General features: G+C 65.0%; 19 protein-coding genes. 10 read left to right on the plus strand and 9 right to left on the minus strand.

Annotation, left to right across the window (positions count from 1 at the left end):
* Window position 1: 1 nt before the first annotated feature.
* The 7 genes from AC30QB_RS01200 to AC30QB_RS01230 form a co-directional block, all read right to left on the minus strand.
* Window positions 2-1,021 (minus strand): GlxA family transcriptional regulator, encoded by a 1,020-nt coding sequence (locus AC30QB_RS01200; protein ID WP_489544355.1) that lies wholly within the window; start codon window positions 1,019-1,021, stop codon window positions 2-4.
* On the minus strand, window positions 999-1,550 hold the full coding sequence (locus tag AC30QB_RS01205) for a cysteine hydrolase family protein (protein ID WP_489544356.1): 552 nt from the start codon (window positions 1,548-1,550) through the stop codon (window positions 999-1,001). The genes AC30QB_RS01200 and AC30QB_RS01205 overlap by 23 nt, the downstream gene beginning before the upstream one ends.
* Window position 1,551: 1 nt before the next feature.
* The gene (locus tag AC30QB_RS01210) at window positions 1,552-1,860 is read right to left on the minus strand and encodes a DUF1272 domain-containing protein (protein WP_489544357.1); all 309 of its coding nucleotides are present in this window, start codon (window positions 1,858-1,860) and stop codon (window positions 1,552-1,554) included.
* A gap of 86 nt (window positions 1,861-1,946) precedes the next feature.
* Window positions 1,947-3,053, minus strand: coding sequence for a M14 family metallopeptidase (locus tag AC30QB_RS01215; protein WP_489544358.1), 1,107 nt, complete (start codon window positions 3,051-3,053; stop codon window positions 1,947-1,949).
* Between the two features lie 8 nt (window positions 3,054-3,061).
* Window positions 3,062-4,270, minus strand: a complete 1,209-nt coding sequence (locus AC30QB_RS01220) for a M20 aminoacylase family protein (RefSeq protein WP_489544359.1) — start codon at window positions 4,268-4,270, stop codon at window positions 3,062-3,064.
* A 104-nt stretch (window positions 4,271-4,374) separates the two neighbouring features.
* Window positions 4,375-5,505 carry an ABC transporter substrate-binding protein gene (locus AC30QB_RS01225; protein WP_489544360.1) on the minus strand — a complete coding sequence of 377 codons (1,131 nt, stop codon included), beginning with the start codon at window positions 5,503-5,505 and terminating at the stop codon, window positions 4,375-4,377.
* A gap of 35 nt (window positions 5,506-5,540) precedes the next feature.
* The gene (locus AC30QB_RS01230; RefSeq protein ID WP_489544361.1) at window positions 5,541-5,816 is read right to left on the minus strand and encodes an ABC transporter substrate-binding protein; all 276 of its coding nucleotides are present in this window, start codon (window positions 5,814-5,816) and stop codon (window positions 5,541-5,543) included.
* A gap of 126 nt (window positions 5,817-5,942) precedes the next feature.
* Here AC30QB_RS01230 and AC30QB_RS01235 point away from each other — a divergent pair, with 126 nt between their 5' ends.
* Genes AC30QB_RS01235 through AC30QB_RS01245 form a run of 3 tightly spaced genes read left to right on the plus strand, consistent with a single transcriptional unit; the run spans window position 5,943 to window position 9,399 of the window.
* On the plus strand, window positions 5,943-7,970 hold the full coding sequence (locus AC30QB_RS01235; RefSeq protein ID WP_489544362.1) for a molybdopterin-containing oxidoreductase family protein: 2,028 nt from the start codon (window positions 5,943-5,945) through the stop codon (window positions 7,968-7,970).
* 32 nt (window positions 7,971-8,002) lie between these two features.
* Window positions 8,003-9,052: an aminopeptidase gene (locus AC30QB_RS01240; protein WP_489544373.1), complete on the plus strand. Its 1,050-nt coding sequence runs from the start codon at window positions 8,003-8,005 to the stop codon at window positions 9,050-9,052.
* 17 nt (window positions 9,053-9,069) lie between these two features.
* A complete protein-coding gene (locus AC30QB_RS01245) occupies window positions 9,070-9,399 on the plus strand; it encodes a polyhydroxyalkanoic acid system family protein (RefSeq protein ID WP_489544363.1) in 330 nt (109 codons plus the stop codon).
* Window position 9,400: 1 nt separating this feature from the next.
* Here the strand turns inward: AC30QB_RS01245 and AC30QB_RS01250 are convergent, their stop codons facing one another.
* Window positions 9,401-9,661 carry an acyl-CoA-binding protein gene (locus AC30QB_RS01250; protein ID WP_489544364.1) on the minus strand — a complete coding sequence of 87 codons (261 nt, stop codon included), beginning with the start codon at window positions 9,659-9,661 and terminating at the stop codon, window positions 9,401-9,403.
* Between the two features lie 91 nt (window positions 9,662-9,752).
* Here AC30QB_RS01250 and AC30QB_RS01255 point away from each other — a divergent pair, with 91 nt between their 5' ends.
* Window positions 9,753-11,168 carry a wax ester/triacylglycerol synthase family O-acyltransferase gene (locus AC30QB_RS01255; RefSeq protein ID WP_489544365.1) on the plus strand — a complete coding sequence of 472 codons (1,416 nt, stop codon included), beginning with the start codon at window positions 9,753-9,755 and terminating at the stop codon, window positions 11,166-11,168.
* A 125-nt stretch (window positions 11,169-11,293) separates the two neighbouring features.
* Here the strand turns inward: AC30QB_RS01255 and AC30QB_RS01260 are convergent, their stop codons facing one another.
* Window positions 11,294-12,028, minus strand: coding sequence for an aspartate/glutamate racemase family protein (locus AC30QB_RS01260; RefSeq protein WP_489544366.1), 735 nt, complete (start codon window positions 12,026-12,028; stop codon window positions 11,294-11,296).
* 160 nt (window positions 12,029-12,188) lie between these two features.
* On the opposite strand from AC30QB_RS01260, the gene AC30QB_RS01265 reads away from it, so the two are divergent.
* From AC30QB_RS01265 to AC30QB_RS01290, 6 genes are all read left to right on the plus strand, one after another.
* Window positions 12,189-13,184, plus strand: coding sequence for an ABC transporter ATP-binding protein (locus AC30QB_RS01265; protein ID WP_489544367.1), 996 nt, complete (start codon window positions 12,189-12,191; stop codon window positions 13,182-13,184).
* Window positions 13,185-13,244: 60 nt separating this feature from the next.
* Window positions 13,245-14,489 (plus strand): ABC transporter substrate-binding protein, encoded by a 1,245-nt coding sequence (locus AC30QB_RS01270; RefSeq protein ID WP_489544374.1) that lies wholly within the window; start codon window positions 13,245-13,247, stop codon window positions 14,487-14,489.
* A 246-nt stretch (window positions 14,490-14,735) separates the two neighbouring features.
* The gene (locus AC30QB_RS01275) at window positions 14,736-15,617 is read left to right on the plus strand and encodes an ABC transporter permease (protein ID WP_489544368.1); all 882 of its coding nucleotides are present in this window, start codon (window positions 14,736-14,738) and stop codon (window positions 15,615-15,617) included.
* 249 nt (window positions 15,618-15,866) lie between these two features.
* Entirely contained in the window at window positions 15,867-16,748 is an 882-nt protein-coding gene (locus AC30QB_RS01280) for an ABC transporter permease (RefSeq protein WP_489544369.1), read from the plus strand.
* 19 nt (window positions 16,749-16,767) lie between these two features.
* Window positions 16,768-17,493 (plus strand): GntR family transcriptional regulator, encoded by a 726-nt coding sequence (locus AC30QB_RS01285; RefSeq protein ID WP_489544370.1) that lies wholly within the window; start codon window positions 16,768-16,770, stop codon window positions 17,491-17,493.
* On the plus strand, window positions 17,490-18,368 hold the full coding sequence (locus AC30QB_RS01290) for a polysaccharide deacetylase family protein (protein WP_489544371.1): 879 nt from the start codon (window positions 17,490-17,492) through the stop codon (window positions 18,366-18,368). Before AC30QB_RS01285 ends, AC30QB_RS01290 begins: the two co-directional genes overlap by 4 nt.
* Window positions 18,369-18,637: the final 269 nt, after the last annotated feature.

Below are 18,637 nucleotides of genomic sequence, written 5' to 3' on the forward strand. Positions count from 1 at the left end.
GTCAGGCTTGGCCACTGCGCGCACTGCGCGGTGTGCCGCTGAGATGCCGCCCCCATGCCCGCCTCAGCTGCAGGTCTGACGCAAACCCCGCCGCCTCCGCCGCTCGTGTGACGCTGGCGCCGTGCGTCAGCGCTTGGCGCGCACGCTCCAGCCGAATCTTCTCCACATACGTCATTGGTGACACCGCCGCATGGTCGGCAAACAAGCGCAACAGGTGGCGGCTCGTGACGTGTGCGGCGGCCGCCAGTGTTTCCAGCGTCCAGGCTTCGCCAGGCTGCTCGCACACCGCGTCTTGCGCACGGTGCAGCGCCGGGTGCAGGTGGTGGCGGTGCGCCAGCATGGGCGACAGCTCGGGGTCGTTGGGTGTGCGGCGCAGGTAGACCACCATGGTCTTGGCGGTGGCCGCGGCCAGCGCGTCGCCACACACCTGGCCGATGAGGTGCAGCGTCAGGTCGATGCCGGCGGTGACGCCCGCGCTTGACGCCACAGCACCGTCGACCACGAACACGCGGTTGTCTACCACCTGGGCCTGCGGCGCCAGCTGACGCAAGTGATCGAGGTAGTCGTGGTGCGTGGTGCAGCGCCGGGTGCCAAGCAGGCCCGCCCGCGCGGCCATCAGCGTGCCGGAACACACGGTGACCAGGCGGTGCTGCAGGTCGGCCTTCAGCGCCGGCTGCATGTCGCGGCGCAGCCAGGCGAGCGTCTCGCGCGTGGCGGCATCGGGCTGCTTCAGCGTGTCGCTGTGCTGGCCCACCAGCAGCAGCCAGGTGGGCCGCGAAAGCGCGCTGGGCAAAGGCTCCAGGCCCGCAAGGTGCAGGCCCACCGAGCTTTCCACCTCGGCTCTTGGGCTGGTAAAGCGCAGGTGGAAGCGAGGTGCTGCGCCGGTGCGCTCCAGTTGCTGGTTGGCCAGGCGAAAAGCTTCGGCGGGGCCGGCCACGTCGAGCAGCAAGGTGCGCGGCGGCACGACGATCAGCACATCGATCGTCGTCGGGGCGATCTCAGCGGCTTTGCGCGCGCTCAAGCGCTTGCTCCACGCTGCAGATGGTGGCGAAGCGGCCGCTCAGCACGGCGGCGGTGCGGGCCACGATGTCGCGGCTTGCCAGCGTCGAGCCATCCAGGTGCAACATGTCGAAGGTGAGCGTGGCCTCTGGCACGTAGTCGACCTCAAAGCCTTCATCGCTTGCGTGACGCGTGGTCGTCTCGCAGCACTGCTCGGTGCGTATGCCCGCGACGATGAGGCGGCTGATGCGGTTCTGGTGCAGCCACACCGTGAGCCCGGTGCCCACCAGTGCGCTGTGGCGGTGCTTGTGAAACTCGGCGGTGGCGTGGAAGTCGGCCAGACCGTCAAGTGGCCGCACATGGCCCGAGGCCAGCGAGAAGGCCTTGTCGCCGTCCACATGCAAGATGCGCACGATGGGCACGCCGCGGCTCACGCAGCCGTCGACCAAGGCGCTTGTTTGCGAGAGAAAAGCCGGCAGCTCGCGGTCGCTCCAGTAAGGGCTGTGGCGAAACGATTGCTGCACGTCGATGAGGATGAGGGCGGTGTTCATGTCAACGGCTTTCTGGCGCGGTGTTGCGAATGGTGGCGGCAAAAGCGGCATGCGCCTGGGCATCGACCGGGCGGTGCTTGGGCTCTGCGCGCGCCGGGTATTTGCCGAGCCAGTTGTCGCCCTTCCAGTTGTGTGCCGGGCGTACCGGCCGCGCGCTGAACCCGCCGCCGCAGTTGGGGCACACGTTGCCGAGCAGGCTGCTCACGCAGCCGCTGCAGAAGGTGCATTCGAAGCTGCAGATCATCGCGTCGGGGGCCTCGGGTGGAAGCAGCCGCTGGCAGTGTTCGCAGCTGGGGCGCAGTTCGAGCATGTCGTTCCTCGGGTGTGGTGTAGGCCTGAACGATAGGTGCAAGGAGCAGCACCGTCGCGACAATACACGACGAGAAACGATCAGTTTCAGACAGATTTTGAGCTGAGCCCGGCTACACCCTGAAGGGCGGCTTCGCGTGCCTGGGCCACCACTCGCAGCTTCCAGTCTTCGGTGTCGGTGTAGAAGGCATCGCGCAGCTGCAGCTTGATCAGCGCGCCGCGTGTGGCCAGGTGCTCGGGGTGGTTTTCCAACCACTGGTCGGCGCGCAATGCGTGCAGCGTCTTGTGGAGCGGCTGTGTGCCGTACTCGAGCGCGATGCCGGTGTACTCGGCCTGCGGGCATTCATCGTGGACGGCGCTCCACATCATGCCGGTGATCGGTGCCGAGCTGGAGCTGCCGTCGTAGATCGAGGTGATCTTCGGCCCCCACCACGCGCGTGCGCGGGCCACGGCTTGTGCATCCTTGCGGCCGGCAAAGATGCGCTCGCCTTGGCCGCTGGGGCCGAGGCCGGTGTGCAGGTCTATCCAGGCCAGGCGCTCGGCGCGGCCGCCGTGCTCGCGCAGCGCCTGGCGCAGCGCGACCTGGCTCCAGCTCGGGCCGTGCCCCCCGAAGAACAGGCCTTGCGGGTGCGCGTACTGCCCCCCCGACACCGCCGCCTGCAGGGCGCGCACGCCTCGCCGCAGCACGAAAGACAGAATGCCCCAGCGGTCACGCCAGCGCGGTGGCCAGGTGGGCGGCACCACCAGCGGGGCGATCTCGTCGTATCCCGGGTTGGCGGGCAGTGGCTGGTGAAAGTCTTGAAAGTTGCGATTCAGGTCGACGTTCTCATGTGTGGTGCGGCGCCACCACGAGAAGCCATAGGGGTTCAACGCATGCAGGTAGACGACAGCGACGCCCGCTTCGCTCGCCTGGGCCCGCCAGGCCGCATCGTTCAGAAGCGCGACCTGAATGCCCGAGCCGCAAAAGCCTTCGACGCCGTGGCAGCCGCTGCTGATCAGCAGCACGCGCTTGACGTCGGCCGGGCCGTCGCGCACCACGTCGAGGGCCAGCACTTCGCCATCGCGGCCACGCATCGGGTGCACCTGGCTTTGCACGTCGAGGTGCGCCGATTCGGCGGCAGTGAGAAACTTTTCGCGCGCTGCGGCGTAGGTCTGCGCGAAGCAGGCGCTGGTCTCATCGCCCAAGCCGAGCATGGGGCGCTTCAGCGGCGCGGCTCAGCCAGCCACTTCTGCGCCAGCTGCACCCACAGCGTGGCGCCCAGCGGAATCAGCTCGTCGTTGAAGTCGTAGCTTGGGTTGTGCAGCATGCACGGCCCCATGCCGTGGCCGCCCACGCGGTGGCTGCCGTCGCCGTTGCCGATCAAGAAGTAGCAGCCGGGCTTTTCGAGCAGGAAGTAGCTGAAATCTTCGGCGCCCATGGTGGGCTCGAACTCTTGCACGTTTTCAGCGCCCACCACGTCGGCCATCACCCTGCGCGTGAACTCGGTCTCGGCGGGGTGGTTGATGGTGGGCGGGTAGTTGCGCACGAACTCAAACTCGCAAGCCGCACCGAAGGCGGCGCAGGTGTGCTCGGCCATTTCTTTCATGCGCGCCTCGAAGAGGTCTAGCAGCTCCAGCGTGAAAGTGCGCACCGTGCCTTCGATCACGCAGCTGTCAGGAACGACGTTGGTCGCCTCGCCGGCGTGCACCATGGTGACCGAAATCACACCGGGGTCTATGGGTTTCTTGTTGCGCGACACGATGGTCTGGAAGCCGAGGATCATCTGCGCCGCAATCGGCACGGGGTCGGTGCCCAGGTCGGGCATGGCAGCGTGCGAGCCCTTGCCGCGAATGACGACCTTGAACTCGTTGCTCGATGCGAAGCAGGGTCCGTTTTTCAGCGCGAACTGGCCCACCTGCATGCCGGGCCAGTTGTGCGCACCGAACACCGCTTCCATGGGGAAGAGTTTGAAGATGCCGTCTTTGATCATCTCGCGTGCGCCTCCGCCGCCCTCTTCGGCGGGCTGGAAGATCAGGTAGACGGTGCCGTCGAAATCGCGATTTTTCGCGTTGGAGAAATGCTTGGCTGCGGCCAGCAGCATGGCGGTGTGGCCGTCGTGCCCGCACGCATGCATGCGGCCCGCGTGCTGGCTGGCGTGGGCGAAGGTGTTGTGCTCGGTGATGGGCAGGGCATCGATGTCGGCACGCAGGCCGACGGCGCGAGGGGAGTTGCCGCGCGTGCCCTTGACGATGCCCACTACGCCAGTGGTACCCAGGCCGCGGTGTATGGGTATGCCCCAGTCGGTGAGCGCCTTGGCGATCACATCAGAGGTGCGCTTCTCTTCAAAGCACAACTCGGGGTGGGCATGGATGTCGCGGCGGATCGCCGTGACGGCGGCGGTATCGGCCAGGATGGATTCGATCAACTGCATGGCATGGCTCCGGCGGGGTGGCCGCTGCTTGCTTGGCGCAGCGCGGCCCGATGAGGCCGAGGCAGTTTACTCGCGGGCGTCAATCAGCAGCTACTTCACGTGCCTCAATGGCGCACGTGTCCGTCGGCGGTCAGGATGGTGAGGTCAACGAATTTGGAGCCGGTGTGCTTCTGTGCCTTGAAGTCGATAAAGAAGCCGCCCAGGTTGAAGTCGTGCATTGATTCGAGCGCGACGATCAGTTGCTCAGGCGTAGAGTTGCCGCCGGCGCGGCGCAGGCCTTCGGCGAGGGCGCGCGCGGCCACGTAGCCTTCGATGCCGCCGTAGTTGGGTTCGAATTTTCCGCCCGAGGCCTTGCCCGCCGCGAGGTAGTCGCCGGCCAGTGCCGTGGTGGCGCTGAACGGCAAGGGCATTACCTGGCTCACGACCACGCCGCGGGCGTCGGCGCCGAGCTCGGCCGCCAGGGCCTGGGTGCCGACAAACGAAACGTTGTAGAAGGTGCCGGTGAAGCCGCCCTTGCGCGCCGCGCGCACGAAGGCGGCGCAGGACTTATAGGCACTGATCTGCACGATCGCATCGGGCTTTTCGGCCAGGATGGCCTGCACGGCCGCGTCCACTGTCACGGTGTTGCGCTCGACCGTGCCCAGGCCCACCGGCTTCAGGCTCAGCGCCGTCAAGGCCCGGGTGACGCCGTCGAGGCCGGCCTTGCCGTAGCTGTCATTCTGGTAGAAAACGCCGATGCGCTTGATGCCCACGGAGGTGAGTTGCTTGACGATTTCTGCCGTCTCATCGAAGTACGAAGCGCGCACATGGAACACGTTGCGATTGAACGGCGTGCGCAGTGCTTCAGCGCCGGTGAACGGTGCGAAAAAGGGCACCTTGGCTGCCGTGATCAGCGGCAATGCCGCCAGGCTGGTGGGTGTGCCGATGTAGCCAAACAGGGCAAAGACGTCGGCGCTCAGCAGCTTGCGAGTGTTCTCGGCGCAACGCTCGGGCTCGTAGCCATCGTCGATGCTTTGCAGCTCAATCGTTCGCCCGTTCACCCCACCGCGTGCGTTGAGCTGATCGAATACGAGCAGCGCGCCCTCTTTGAAGCGCTCACCGATCGCACTGGCTGGCCCAGAGAACGCGGCCGATTGACCCAGCACGATCTTGCGGTTGGACTGCCCGAAGCTGGGCCTTGCGAGAAAGGCGGGCGCGAGGGCGGTACCGAGTCGAAGTAGTTTGCGTCGATTCACGAGAGCCCCGGTGGTGGATGCTCCATGGTATTCGCTCAGCGGCGAACTTTGCCGTCTTCGGTGCGGTCGGGCGCGTAGCCGTCGTCCAGCGTGCGCAGATCAAGAGTGCTGCCATTCACGCCGCCCGCGGCGTTCAGCGCGTCGAAATACACCTCTGCACCCTTGTTCATCTGGATGCTCAACTGGGCGGCCGGGCCACTCAAAGCTGCCGATTGGCCGATGACAATGCGGCGCTCCGATTGAGCGAAAGAAGGCAGGGCGAGTGCGGCGCTTGTGGCGGTCAGGTGCTGAATCAGTTGGCGGCGTTTCACAGGGGAAAAAGGTAAGAAAAGAGGTGCATGGCGGGGAGCGCTCAGGATGAAACTAAGCGTAAACCCTAGGTGTCTGGATCGAAGCCCTGCAGCCTATCAAATCGGGCCCCTGTGCAATAGTTCTGCATGACCAGCATCACCGTCCGCGCGGCCTGCCCGCACGACTGCCCCGACACCTGCGCCATGCGCGTCACCGTGGAAGACGGCCGCGCGATTCGGGTGCAGGGCGACCCGAATCACCCGCCGACCCACGGTGCGCTGTGCACCAAGGTTTCGCGCTACACCGAACGCACGTACCACGCCGAGCGTGTGCTGCACCCGATGAAGCGCAGCGGCCCCAAAGGCAGCGGACAGTTCGTTCGCGTGAGCTGGGGTGAAGCGCTGGCCGACATCGCTGCGCGCCTGGCCGAGATCGCGTCGCGCGACCCCGAGGCGGTCGTGCCTTACAGCTACGCCGGCACCATGGGCTTGCTGCAGGGCGAGAGCATGGACCGACGCTTTTTTCACAAACTGGGCGCGTCGCTGCTCGACCGCACCATCTGCTCGTCGGCCGGCGCCGAGGCGCTGGCCGCCACTTACGGCGGCAAGGTGGGCATGCACCTGGAACACTACGCCCAGAGCAAGCTGATCGTCATCTGGGGCAGCAACTCGATTGCCTCGAATCTGCATTTCTGGACCTTTGCGCAAAAGGCCAAGCGCGAAGGCGCCAAGCTGATCTGCATAGACCCGCGCAAGACCGAGACAGCCGACAAATGCCACCAGCACATTGCGCTGCTGCCGGGCACCGATGGCGCGCTGGCGCTGGGCCTGATGCGCGAGCTGATCAACAACGACTGGCTGGACCACGACTACATCGAGCGGCACACCCACGGCTGGCCCCAGCTGCGCGAACGCGCGTTGGCGTGGACGGCCGAGCGCACCGCCGAGACCTGCGGCATCACCGCCGACGAAGTGCGCCAACTCGCACGCGACTACGCGCTCACCAAGCCCGCGGCCATACGCCTCAACTACGGCATGCAGCGTGTGCGTGGCGGCGGCAATGCGGTGCGGCTGATCGCCATCCTGCCCTGCCTCATCGGCGCTTGGCGCCACCCGGCGGGCGGGCTGTTGTTGTCGGCTTCGGGGTGGTTCCCGAGAGACGCCGTGGCCTTGCAGCGACCCGAGCTGCTGGCGGGTCGCCAGCCGCGCACCATCAACATGGTGACCATAGGCGATGACCTGCTGCGCGAAAGCTCGGCTGCCTTCGGCCCGAAGATCGAGGCGCTGGTGGTCTACAACAGCAACCCGGTGGCGGTGGCGCCTGAGTCGCCCAAGGTGGTGAAGGGTTTCGCCAGAGAAGACCTCTTCACCGTGGTGCTCGAACACTTCATGACCGACACCGCCGACCTGGCTGACTACGTGCTGCCCGCCACCACGCAGCTGGAGCACCTGGACGTGCACACCAGCTACGGCCACACCTACGCCATGCTCAATGAGCAGGCCATTGCGCCCGTGGGCGAGGCCAAGCCCAACACCCAGATCTTTCGCGAGCTGGCGGCGCGCATGGGTTACACCGAGCCTTGCTTCAGCGAGAGCGACGAAACCATGGCGCGCGCCGCTTTCACCAAGAGCGTGAGCTTCGACGCGCTGCGCGAGCACGGCTGGGTGAAGCTGCCGCTGCCGGAAGCGCCGTTTGCGGACGGTGGATTTCCCACGCCCAACGGCCAATGCATGATCGATGCGCCCGGCCTGGGCGTGCCCGACCATGTGCCCAACTACGAGTCGGGGCAATCGTCGCCCGAGCTCGCGCGTACTTACCCGCTGGCCATGATCTCCCCGCCGGCGCGCAACTTCTTGAACTCCACCTTCGTCAACGTGAAGAGCCTGCGCGACATCGAAGGCGAGCCCTTGATCGAGATGCACGAGAGCGACGCCGCGCCACGCGGCCTGCACGGCGGCGAGATGGTGCGCGTGTTCAACCAGCGCGGCGAATACCGCTGCAAGCTCTCTGTGAGTCCGCGCGCGCGGCCCGGCGTGGTCAACGGCCTGGGCGTGTGGTGGCGCAAGCTCGGCGTGGGCGGCAGCAACGTCAACGAAGTCACCCACCAGCAGCTGACCGACATCGGCCGCGGGCCGTCGTTCTACGACTGCCTGGTCGACGTGCGCGCGGTTTGAAGCGCTGGCTGCTGATGTCGTTTGCCAGCGTGATGGGGGTGGTGGCGCTGGCCCTGGGCACGGTGTGCTTCACCAGCGGTTGCAGCAGCTTGGGCTACTACGCGCAGGCGGCCGGCGGCCACTTCTCCTTGCTCAACAAGGCCAAGCCCGTGCCTGAGTGGCTGGCCGACGACACCACACCGCAAGCCCTGCGCGAGCGCCTGGCGCTGAGCCAGCGCATGCGCGACTACGCCGTGAGCGAGCTGAAGCTGCCCGACAACGCCAGCTACCGCCGCTACGCCGACCTGGGCCGCAACGCCGCGGTGTGGAATGTGGTGGCCGCGCCCGAGCTGAGCCTCACGCTCAAGACCTGGTGCTTCCCGGTGGTGGGTTGCGTCGGCTACCGCGGCTACTACGACCGCGCTGACGCCGAGGCCTTGGCGGCTGAAGTGCGGGGCCAGGGCTTCGAGGCCACGGTGCAAGCCATTCCGGCCTATTCGACGCTGGGCAAACTACCGGGCGACTACTTCAGCGACCCGCTGCTCAACACCTTCGTGCGCTGGTCCGAGGGCGAGTTGGCGCGCTTGATCTTCCACGAGCTGGCGCACCAGGTGGCCTATGCCAATGGCGACACCACATTCAACGAATCGTTTGCCACCGCGGTCGAGCGCATCGGCGGGCAGCGTTGGCTGGCGCAGCACGCGGGCGCCGAGGCGCGGGCCGAGTACGAGGCGCTTGAATCGCGACGGCAAGATTTCCGCCGCATTACCTTGTCGGCCCGCGCCGATCTCGACGCGCTCTACCGCAACACCACGCTCAGCGACGACGCCAAACGTGCCGCCAAGGTCGCCCGCTTTGCCCGCTTGCGGGCCGAGCACGCAGCGCTGAAAGCCGGGCCGTGGCAGGGCTATGCGGGCTACGACCTGTGGTTTGCACACGCCAACAACGCATCGATGGGCGTGCTGGCCGCGTACAACGAGTGGGTGCCGCAGTTCCAGCGATTGTTTGAACGCGAGGGCAGCGACTTTGCGCGCTTCTATGCCGAGGTCAAACGCATCGCCGCCTTGCCGCCAGCAGAGCGCCGCGCGACACTCGGCCCCTGATCACGAAAGACAAGAACATGCCTGACATTCACATCCACCGTGAGCATCACCTCGGCCTCGAGAAAGCGCGTAAGGTCGCCTGGGAATGGGCCGAGCACGCCGAGAAGAAGTTCGACATGGAATGCACGGTGGTCGAGGGCAAGACCACCGACACGGTGGAGTTCACCCGCAGCGGGGTGAGCGGCACCTTGGTGGTGGCTGCCGATCATTTCGACCTGAACGCCAAGCTCGGCTTTTTGCTGGGCGCCTTCAGCAAGACCATCGAGAGCGAGATCGAGAAGAACCTCGATGCGCTGCTGGCCAAGAGCGGCAAGGCGGCCAAGAAGGTCGCGCCGAAAAAGAAGTAGCTCAGCCCTCTTTCAAGGACTCGATCAAGTCGATGTAACTCTGCATCGCCTCTTCCTTCGACTTGCCCTTCATCGTGTTCCACGCGTCCCACTTGGCGCGCTCCACCATGTCGGTGAAGCCAGGGCGCTTGGTGTCCAAATCGCCCGCACTGCCTTGCTTGTACAGCGCATAGAGCTGCAGCAGGGTCATGTTGTCGGGCTTCTCGGGCAGCTTCTTCGAATCAACAACTGCCTGTTCGAACTGGGCTTTGAGGTCGGCCATGGTTCAGTCTCCGTTGTGGGTGAAAGTCGGCATTGACGGGGCGCATGTTACCCAGCATCTTGCGTTGAGTATCTAGGGAAGGAACTCGGAAATGGCACAAGCCGCAGAACGCATGTCGCGGGTAGACACCGCCTGGCTGCGCATGGACAACGACGTCAACCTGATGACGATCGTCGGCGTGTGGCTCATCGAGCCGCGCATACGCTACGAGGCGTTGTGCGAGCGCGTGGAAAGCAAGCTGCTCAAGTACGGCCGCTTCAAGCAGAAGGTGGTTGACGACGCCATGGGCTCCAACTGGGTTGAAGACGCCGATTTCGACGTGCACCACCACGTGCGCCGCGAGAAGCTGGTGCGCCTGCCGGGCCAGAGTGAGCGCGCGGCGTTGCAGGCGCGGGTGGGCGAGCTGTCGATGACGCCGCTAGACCGCATGCGCCCACTGTGGCAGTTTCAGCTGGTCGAAGACTACGAAGGCGGCAGCGCCATGATCGCGCGCGTGCACCACTGCATTGCCGACGGCATTGCGCTCATCTCGGTGATGCTATCCATCACCGATGGTGGTGCCGAGCCGCCGCCGCGCAGACGCAAGGCCGAAAGCGAAGAGTCTGACTGGCTGACCGATGCGGTGATGAAACCGCTCACCGATGTGACCATCAAGGCGATTGGCCTGTACGGCAGCGGCGTGGCCAAGTCGATGAAGCTGCTGGCCGAGCCGCAGCAGCCGCTGCAGGGCTCGATCGACGCGGCGCGCGTGGGCTACCAGGTGATTTCAGACGCCGGCGCCATGCTGCTCATGCCCGACGACTCACCCACGCGGCTCAAGGGCAAGCCCATAGGCGCCAAGCGTGTGGCCTGGGGCGAGCCCTTGCCACTTGATGGCGTGAAGGCCATCGGCAAGGCGCTGGGCTGCTCGATCAACGACGTGCTGCTGGCCTGCGTGGCGGGGGCCATTGGCGGCTACCTGCGCGAGCTGGGCGATGACACCACCGGCCAGGAGATACGCGCCATGGTGCCGGTGAACCTGCGGCCGCTGGAGAAGGCCTACAAGCTGGGCAACCAGTTTGGCCTGGTGCCGCTGGTGCTGCCCATTGGCATCGTCAACCCGGTGGAGCGGGTGTTCGCAGTGCGCGCGCGCATGGCGGAGCTGAAGGGGAGCTATCAGCCTCTCTTGGCGTTTGCTGTTCTGGCAGTGGCGGGCTTGCTCATCAAGCCCATGCAGGATGCGCTGCTCAACCTGTTCGCCAAGAAGACCACGGCGGTGATGACCAACGTGCCGGGGCCGGCGGTGCCACTGAAGCTGTGCGGCTCGACGCTGCGGCAGACCATGTTCTGGGTGCCGCAGTCGGGCGAGATCGGAGTGGGCGTGTCGATCTTGAGCTATGCCGGTGGCGTGCAGTTCGGCTTGATCACCGATGCGCGCTTGTGCCCAGACCCGCAGAAAATCATCGACCGCTTCGAGCCCGAGTTCGAAAAGTTGTTGATGGTCACCTTGATGCTGCCGTGGGAGTAGGTTGTTGGCCCCCCAGTCGCTATCGCGCTCAGCCCCCGAGAGGGGCGCCGCCTGGCGGCCCGCAATCCGCTTCCGCGGGCGTTGCTCGATGGGCGCGTCGCTTTGCTCACACGGGCTGGTGAGGCTTATGGGGGCGAGTAAGGCGCGGCCAGCCCTGCATAGACTTTCGGCAACGGCGCTGCATAGTCCCCCAGCTTGCTCGTCCCCAGCCCCAGGCTGACCAAGCCCTCCGCCAGCTTCACGGCCGCAGCCACCCCGTCGACGACGGGCACCCCCAGCTCCTTCTGCAAGCGCAAGCAAAGATCCGCCATCCCCGCGCACCCCAACACGATCGCCCCCGACCGGTCACGCGCCAAGGCCGCGCGCGAGCACTCAAGAATGCGCGCATAGGCATCGCTCGCCGGGTCGTCCAGCGCCAGCACCGCGATGTCGGTGCCATGGATGCCGCGGCAACGTCGCTCGAAGCCGTACTGCAGCACCAGGTGCTCGGCGATCACGCGGGTGCGCGTGAGCGTGGTCACCACCGAGAAGCCGGTGGCGAGCAGTGATGCCACATGAAACGCCGCTTCGGCGACGCCGATCACCGGCCCGCGCGCCAGCTCGCGTGCGGCGTGCAAGCCGGGGTCACCGAAGCAGGCAATGACGTAGGCGTCAGCCCCCGTGGTCTCGCCGGCACGCACTTGTTCGGCCACCCCGGCCGCGGCCCACACGTCGTCGTGGTGCCCTTCGATGGACGGGGCACCGAAGCTGGGTTGCACCGCCTCGATGCGCGTGCCTGCGGCCGCTGCCGCGGCGGCGGCTTCACCGATTTTGGCTGTCATTGACACGCTGGTGTTGGGGTTGATGACACGAATCTTCATGGGTGCTCCTTTTGTGGCGATGCACCGTTTTGTATACAAAACAGGGTGGCCAATGGGCTTTCGAGCAATTCGTACGCCCAGCTTTTCGGCGGCTTTTGCCCCAAAGATGTGCGCTCAGGGCGGAAAAGCGCTGGCACATGCATTGCATACAGGCCGTGGCATGAAAGTCGATTCGACCCTGGTTCTGACTTCGCTCGTCAAACGCTATGGCCACACCGTGGCCGTCGATGGAATCAACCTCACCATTCCCTCGGGCAGCTACTGCTGCCTGCTCGGCCCTTCGGGTTGCGGCAAGACCTCCACGCTGCGCATGATTGCCGGCCACGAGCTGGCGAGCGAGGGGCAGATATTGCTGGGCGGCAAGTACATCACCCACAGCGCAGCGGCCGACCGCGGCACAGCCATGATGTTCCAGAGCTACGCACTGTTTCCGCACCTCTCGGTGCTAGACAACGTGGCTTTCAGCTGGAAGATGCGCGGCAAGGCCGTCGCCGAGCGCCATGCCCGCGCCAAGGAGCTTCTGCAACTGGTGGCCATGGCGCCCTTCCTGGCACGCCTGCCCAGCGAGCTGTCGGGCGGCCAGCAGCAGCGCGTGGCCCTGGCCCGTGCCCTGATGACCGAGCCACGCGTGCTGCTGCTCGACGAGCCGCTGTCGGCGCTAGACCCCTTCTTGCGCGTGCAGATGCGCGCCGAGCTCAAGCGCTGGCAGCAAGAGCTGGGCTTCACTTTTGTGCACGTCACCCATTCGCAAGAAGAAGCCATGGCCCTGGCCGATCAGGTGGTGGTGATGAGCAATGGCCGCATCGAGCAAACGGGCTCGCCGCGTGAGGTGTTCAACGCGCCGCGCTCCGAGTTCGTGGCCAAGTTCATGGGCGCGCACAACGTGATCGCCTCTGGCGGCGGGCCTATCGCCGTGCGCTCCGACCGCATGCAGCTGCAACGCCAGTCGCAAGGCGATGCACGCGCCGCGGCGGTGAAGGCCGTCGAGTACCAAGGTACCTATGTGCAAATCAGCCTCGCGCCACACGGCGAAGCCGCCGACGCGCAATGGACGGCCACGGTGGCCGATTCTGCGTTCGACGCGTCGCCGCTGCAGCCCGGCGAAACCGTCTACGTGTCGTGGCTGCCCAGTGCCGCGCACGCACTGGCCGCATAAACCATCCCACGCCCCTCAAGGAGAAGACCCCTGCTTGACAGCCAAGACAAAACCGCTCTCATCAACACCACACGACGCACCCTGATCAAAGGCGTTGCGGCCGCAGGCGGTGTGATGGGTTTCCCTTTCGTGCACGCGCAAGAAAAGATCACGCTGCGTTACCTTGGCACCGCGGTCAACCAAGACAAGGCCATCGCCGAGAAGTTCAAGGCCGACACCGGCATCACCATCCAGTACATACCGGTCACGACCGACGACGTGACCAAGCGTGCCGTCACAGCGCCCAACAGCTTCGACCTGATCGACACCGAATATTTCTCGCTCAAGAAGATCATCCCCACAGGCAACCTGCTGGGCATAGACACCAAGCGCATCAAGAACGCCGACAAGATCACCTCGCTCTTCACCAAGGGTGAAGTGGCGGGCAAGAAGATAGGCGACCAAGGCACCGCGCCCAAGAAGGTGATGTACCTGGACAAGCCCGACTCGAAGACCTTCTCGGCCACGCCCACGCAGTTCATGACGCTGATCCCCACCGTCTACAACGCCGACACGCTGGGCATACGCCCCGACCTGATCAAGCGCCCGATCGAATCATGGAAAGAGCTGCTCAACCCCGAGTTCAAGGGCAAGGCGGCCATTCTCAACATTCCCTCCATCGGCATCATGGACGCCGCCATGGTGGTCGAGGCTGCGGGCCTCTACAAGTACCCTGACAAGGGCAACATGACCAAGAAGGAAATCGACCTCACGATCAAGACCCTGATCGAGGCCAAGAAGGCGGGCCAGTTTCGCGCGTTGTGGAAAGACTTCAACGAGAGCGTGAACCTGATGGCCTCGGGCGAGGTGGTGATCCAGTCGATGTGGTCGCCGGCCGTGACCGCCGTGCGCACCAAGGGCATTGCCTGCACCTTCCAGCCGTTGAAAGAAGGCTACCGCGCCTGGGCGGCCGGCTTCGGTGTGCCCAAGAGCGTCACCGGAAAAAAGGCCGACGGCGTCTACGAGTTCATCAACTGGTTCCTCGACGGCTGGGCGGGTGCCTACCTGAACCGGCAGGGCTACTACAGCGCCGTGCTGGAGACCGCCAAGGCCAAGATGGAAGCCTACGAGTGGGCCTATTGGATGGAAGGCAAGGCGGCCACACAAGACATCAAGTCACCCAATGGCGACTTGCTGGCCAAGGCCGGCAGCGTGCGCGACGGTGGCAGCTACGAGAGCCGCATGGGCGGCATCGCCTGCTGGAACGCGATCATGGACGAAAACGCGTACATGGTTCAAAAATGGAACGAATTCGTAGCAGCGTGATGTTGGCCCCCCAGTCGCTTCGCTGCCGCCTTGCAGGCCGCGCCGGGCCAGTGGCCCGGCTCCTCGCCAGACACAAACAGTCCGCTGGACTGTTTGTGTCCGGGCTCGGCCCCCAAGGGGCGCCGCCTGGCGGCCCGGCAAAGCCGGTTCCGCGGGCGTTGCTCGATGGGCGCGTCGCTGCGCTTGCTTTGCTCGCATGACAGGTTGATTGAGCGGGTTTCTCTGAGCGCCATACACACGACACACATGAGCACATCCAAGACCTACCGTCTCGGCGCGTGGCTGCAAGCCACCCCGTTCACGTTGGTCTTCGTGCTCTTTCTCGTGCTGCCGTTGCTGCTGGTGGCGGCCGTGAGCTTCTGGCGGGCCACCGACTACGAGTTGATCCCGGCCTTCACGGCGCAGAACTACATCGACGTGTTCAACGGCTGCTCGAACACGGGCGAGTTGTGCACCACCTTCAAGACCTACCTCTCGACGCTGAAGTTCTGCTTTCTCGTCTGGCTGTTCACGCTGCTGATCGGCTTCGCGGTGGCCTACTTCCTCGCCTTCCATGTGCGCTCGGTGGGGGCGCAGACGCTGCTCTTCATCGTGTGCACCGTGCCCTTCTGGACGTCCAACGTCATCCGCATGATCTCGTGGGTGCCGCTGCTGGGGCGCAACGGCGTGATCAACCAGGCATTGATAGGCGCCAACATCATCGACACGCCTATCGAGTGGCTGCTGTTCAGCCACTTCTCGGTGGTGCTGGCCTTCGTGCACCTGTACACCATGTTCATGATCGTGCCCATCTTCAACTCGATGATGCGCATAGACCGGGCGCTCATCGAAGCGGCGAGAGACTCCGGTGCCTCTGGCTGGCAGACAGTGTGGAACGTGGTGGTGCCGCTCTGTCGCACCGGCATCATCATCGGCTCGATCTTCGTCATCACCATCGTGATGGGTGACTTCGTCACCATAGGCGTGATGGGCGGGCAGCAGATCGCCTCAGTGGGCAAGATCATTCAGGTGCAAACCTCGTACCTGCAGTTCCCCATGGCCGCGGCCAATGCGGTGATCCTGCTGATCATCACGCTGATGATGATCTGGGGGCTGACCCGCCTGGTGGACATCCGCAAGGAGCTGTGAGATGAGAAGTTTTCCGTTCGCCCTGAGCTTGTCTAAGGCGACGCTGAATAAGTCCCCGCGAGGCGGCGCGCCTCGGTTTGGGATGGACTGCAAGGCGCAAAGCGTAGCGATACCCGCAGGTATCGCGAGCATTTGCAACGCCGCAGGACGCCCAAAGCGAGGATGCGCCGTTCGCGAGGGACTTGTTCAGCGTTGCCCTAAGGGCTGGCTTCGACAAGCTCAGCCCGAACGGTGGAGGTGGGAAGCCGTATGAATGAAGGCAAGCGCCCCTTCAGCTTCTATGCGCTCGGCGCAGTGTTTGCGCTGTTCGTGGTCTTTCTCTACGGCCCCATGCTCACCATTTTCGTGCTGAGCTTCCAGGGCCCCGAGGGCGGCCTCACCTTCCCGATGCGCGGCGCGTCGCTGCACTGGTTCGGCAAGCTGTGGGAAGGCATGGGCGTGGTCGACATTGCGGCCGCCTTCCGCCGCTCAGTGGCGCTGGGCACTGTGGTGATGTTGCTCACCGTGGTGCTGGCGCTCGGGGCCGGCCTCGCCTTCCGCAAGAAGTTCTCGGGCTCGGCGTTGTTGTTCTATACGTCGGTCGCCAGCCTGATCATGCCGTCCATCGTGGTGTCGTTGGGCATAGGTCTGCAGTTCCGGCTCGTCGACACGGTGTTCAAGACCGTGCTCGAAAGCGTGGGCCTGGGTGGCTGGCTCGAAGGCTATGGCACGGCCATGGGCTTGTACACCTCGGCGCTGGGCGCGCACCTCACCTGGACGCTGCCTTTCGGTCTGCTCATCATGCTGGCGGTGTTCAACCGCTTTGACCCGGCATATGAAGAGGCGGCCTCCGACCTCGGCGCCACACCATGGCAGAGCTTCCGCTACGTGGTGCTGCCGCTGATCGCGCCCAGCCTGGTGGGCGTGGGCATGTTTGGCTTCACGCTCAGCTGGGACGAAATCGCGCGCACCTCGCAAGCCATCGGCGACGTGAACACCCTGCCGCTGGAGCTGCAAGGCCTCACCAGCACCGTCACCACGCCGGCCATCTATGCGCTAGGCACCGTGACCACGATTGTGTCGTTTGCCGTGATGGGCGGCACGCTGGCGCTCATGAAGCTGCTCAAGCGCAAGCCCGTTCGCCCGCAGTGAACCCGGCTGACAATGCCGCATGCCTCCACGCAAGAAAGCACCCGCCCCCGAGGTCGCCGCGCCTGTGATGGCGGCCGACCGCGTCTATGAGGCCATCTACGCCGCCGTGATCGACCACCGGCTAGCGCCGGGCACGCGCCTGCGAGAAGAAGAGCTGGCCGAGACCTTTGCCGTGTCTCGCACTCTCGTGCGCCAGGCCCTGCACAAGCTCGCGCAAGACGGCGTGATCATCTTGCGGCCCAACCGCGGGGCCCAGGTGCCCGAGCCCACGCGCCGCGACGGTGAGCATGTGTTCGACGCGCGCCGCGTGGTCGAGTGCGAGGTGGCCAGGCGCCTGGTCGGCAAGCTGACGGGGGCCCAGATGGCCGAGCTGAAGCAGGTGGTCGAGGCCGAAGCGCGGGCCACCAAGTCGCAGAACAAGCAGGAAGCGATACGGCTCTCGGGCGAGTTTCATCTGAAGCTCGCGCAGATGAGCGGCAACCCGATTTTCGTGCGCCTGCTCGAAGAGCTGCTGCCCACCACCTCGCTCCTGATGGCGCTCTATAAGGCGCCCGGTGAGCCCATGTGCGTGGCGCACAGCCACCGCACCTTGCTGCAGGTGATCGCCAAAGGCGGCACGGGCACGGCCGCTGGCACCGAGATGAAAAAGCATCTGAACGAGATCGAGCGCTCGCTGTCGAAGCCCACCGTGCGCGTGGTGGCGCCCTTGCGTGATGTGTTCAAGACTGACCGAGGCGCGGCATGACGCGCGGCCCGCTCGTGTCCCACGGCCGTTTCGATTACTCGGCCATCACGCGCCGGCCGGCGCTGCGCTGGCCGAACGACAAGCGGCTGGCGGTGTACATCGGCTTCAACATCGAGCACTTCGCTTTCGGCGAAGGCCTGGGCGCCGGCATCGCCCCAGTGTCGCCGCAGCCCGATGTGCTGAATTACAGCTGGCGCGAGTACGGCAACCGCGTGGGAGTGTGGCGCTGCCTGGAGTTGTTCGATGCGCTGTCTTTGCCCACCGGGGCCTTGATCAACACGGCGCTGTACAAGCACTGCCCAGAGGTGGTCGAGGCCTTTGTGGCGCGTGGCGACGAGCTGATCGGCCATGGCCACAGCAATGCCGAGCGACAGGGGCTGTTGCCCGAGGCCGAAGAGCGCGCCTTGATCGTGCACTGCCGTGAAAGCATGCAGCAGGCGCATGGCAAGGCGCCTGCGGGCTGGTTGTCGCCCTGGATTTCGGAGAGCGTTTGTACGCCCGACCTCCTGAAGGAAGCGGGATTTCGCTACACGCTCAACTGGTGCCACGACGACCAGCCCGTGCTGATGAACACCCGCGCCGGGCCGCTGTGGGCCGTGCCCTATCCGCAAGAGCTGAACGACATCCCGATGATCGTGGGGCGGCAGATGGACGCGAAAGACTTCGCGCAGATGATCATCGACCAGTTCGACGAGATGCTGATGCAGTCTCAGCAGCAGTCGTTGGTGATGGGGATTGCGTTGCACCCTTACATCGTGGGGCAGCCGTATCGGCTGCGGCATTTGCGGCGGGCGTTGGCGCACATTGCTGCGCATCGTGATGAGGTTTGGATCACGACGCCTGGGGCGATCGTTGAGGCTGTTGTTGGGGTTTGATTTCCTTGTTCGCGTATCACCCATCGCTTAGCCTGACCCTTCGACAAGCTCAGGATGGGGTTCGCTTCGCGGATCGAAGGCTCGTTCCTGTGCCGCTTCGCGTAGTTGTTTCTACCTGTCTTGTCCGTCGGCGCCGGGTAGTCGCCCCGGCAGGCGAGTCACTTTCATTTGTCGCGCCAAATGAAAGTAACCAAAGCAAAGGCGCTCTCCATATGTCACAGCTGCGTGGCCACGAGCTACGGCCTGTCAACGCCGTGCTGAAGCTACGC

The organism is Rhizobacter sp., assembly GCF_046595475.1.
Taxonomy (GTDB): domain Bacteria; phylum Pseudomonadota; class Gammaproteobacteria; order Burkholderiales; family Burkholderiaceae_C; genus Rhizobacter.

Coding starts and splice junctions, on each gene's coding strand:
- AC30QB_RS01290 (WP_489544371.1), top strand. CDS start 17,490: ATGACGCGCGGCCCGCTCGTGTCCCACGGCCGTTTCGATTACTCGGCC.
- AC30QB_RS01205 (WP_489544356.1), bottom strand. CDS start 1,550: ATGAACACCGCCCTCATCCTCATCGACGTGCAGCAATCGTTTCGCCAC.
- AC30QB_RS01255 (WP_489544365.1), top strand. CDS start 9,753: ATGGCACAAGCCGCAGAACGCATGTCGCGGGTAGACACCGCCTGGCTG.
- AC30QB_RS01265 (WP_489544367.1), top strand. CDS start 12,189: ATGAAAGTCGATTCGACCCTGGTTCTGACTTCGCTCGTCAAACGCTAT.
- AC30QB_RS01260 (WP_489544366.1), bottom strand. CDS start 12,028: ATGAAGATTCGTGTCATCAACCCCAACACCAGCGTGTCAATGACAGCC.
- AC30QB_RS01210 (WP_489544357.1), bottom strand. CDS start 1,860: ATGCTCGAACTGCGCCCCAGCTGCGAACACTGCCAGCGGCTGCTTCCA.
- AC30QB_RS01250 (WP_489544364.1), bottom strand. CDS start 9,661: ATGGCCGACCTCAAAGCCCAGTTCGAACAGGCAGTTGTTGATTCGAAG.
- AC30QB_RS01240 (WP_489544373.1), top strand. CDS start 8,003: ATGGGGGTGGTGGCGCTGGCCCTGGGCACGGTGTGCTTCACCAGCGGT.
- AC30QB_RS01275 (WP_489544368.1), top strand. CDS start 14,736: ATGAGCACATCCAAGACCTACCGTCTCGGCGCGTGGCTGCAAGCCACC.
- AC30QB_RS01280 (WP_489544369.1), top strand. CDS start 15,867: ATGAATGAAGGCAAGCGCCCCTTCAGCTTCTATGCGCTCGGCGCAGTG.
- AC30QB_RS01285 (WP_489544370.1), top strand. CDS start 16,768: ATGCCTCCACGCAAGAAAGCACCCGCCCCCGAGGTCGCCGCGCCTGTG.
- AC30QB_RS01215 (WP_489544358.1), bottom strand. CDS start 3,053: ATGCTCGGCTTGGGCGATGAGACCAGCGCCTGCTTCGCGCAGACCTAC.
- AC30QB_RS01245 (WP_489544363.1), top strand. CDS start 9,070: ATGCCTGACATTCACATCCACCGTGAGCATCACCTCGGCCTCGAGAAA.
- AC30QB_RS01235 (WP_489544362.1), top strand. CDS start 5,943: ATGACCAGCATCACCGTCCGCGCGGCCTGCCCGCACGACTGCCCCGAC.
- AC30QB_RS01220 (WP_489544359.1), bottom strand. CDS start 4,270: ATGCAGTTGATCGAATCCATCCTGGCCGATACCGCCGCCGTCACGGCG.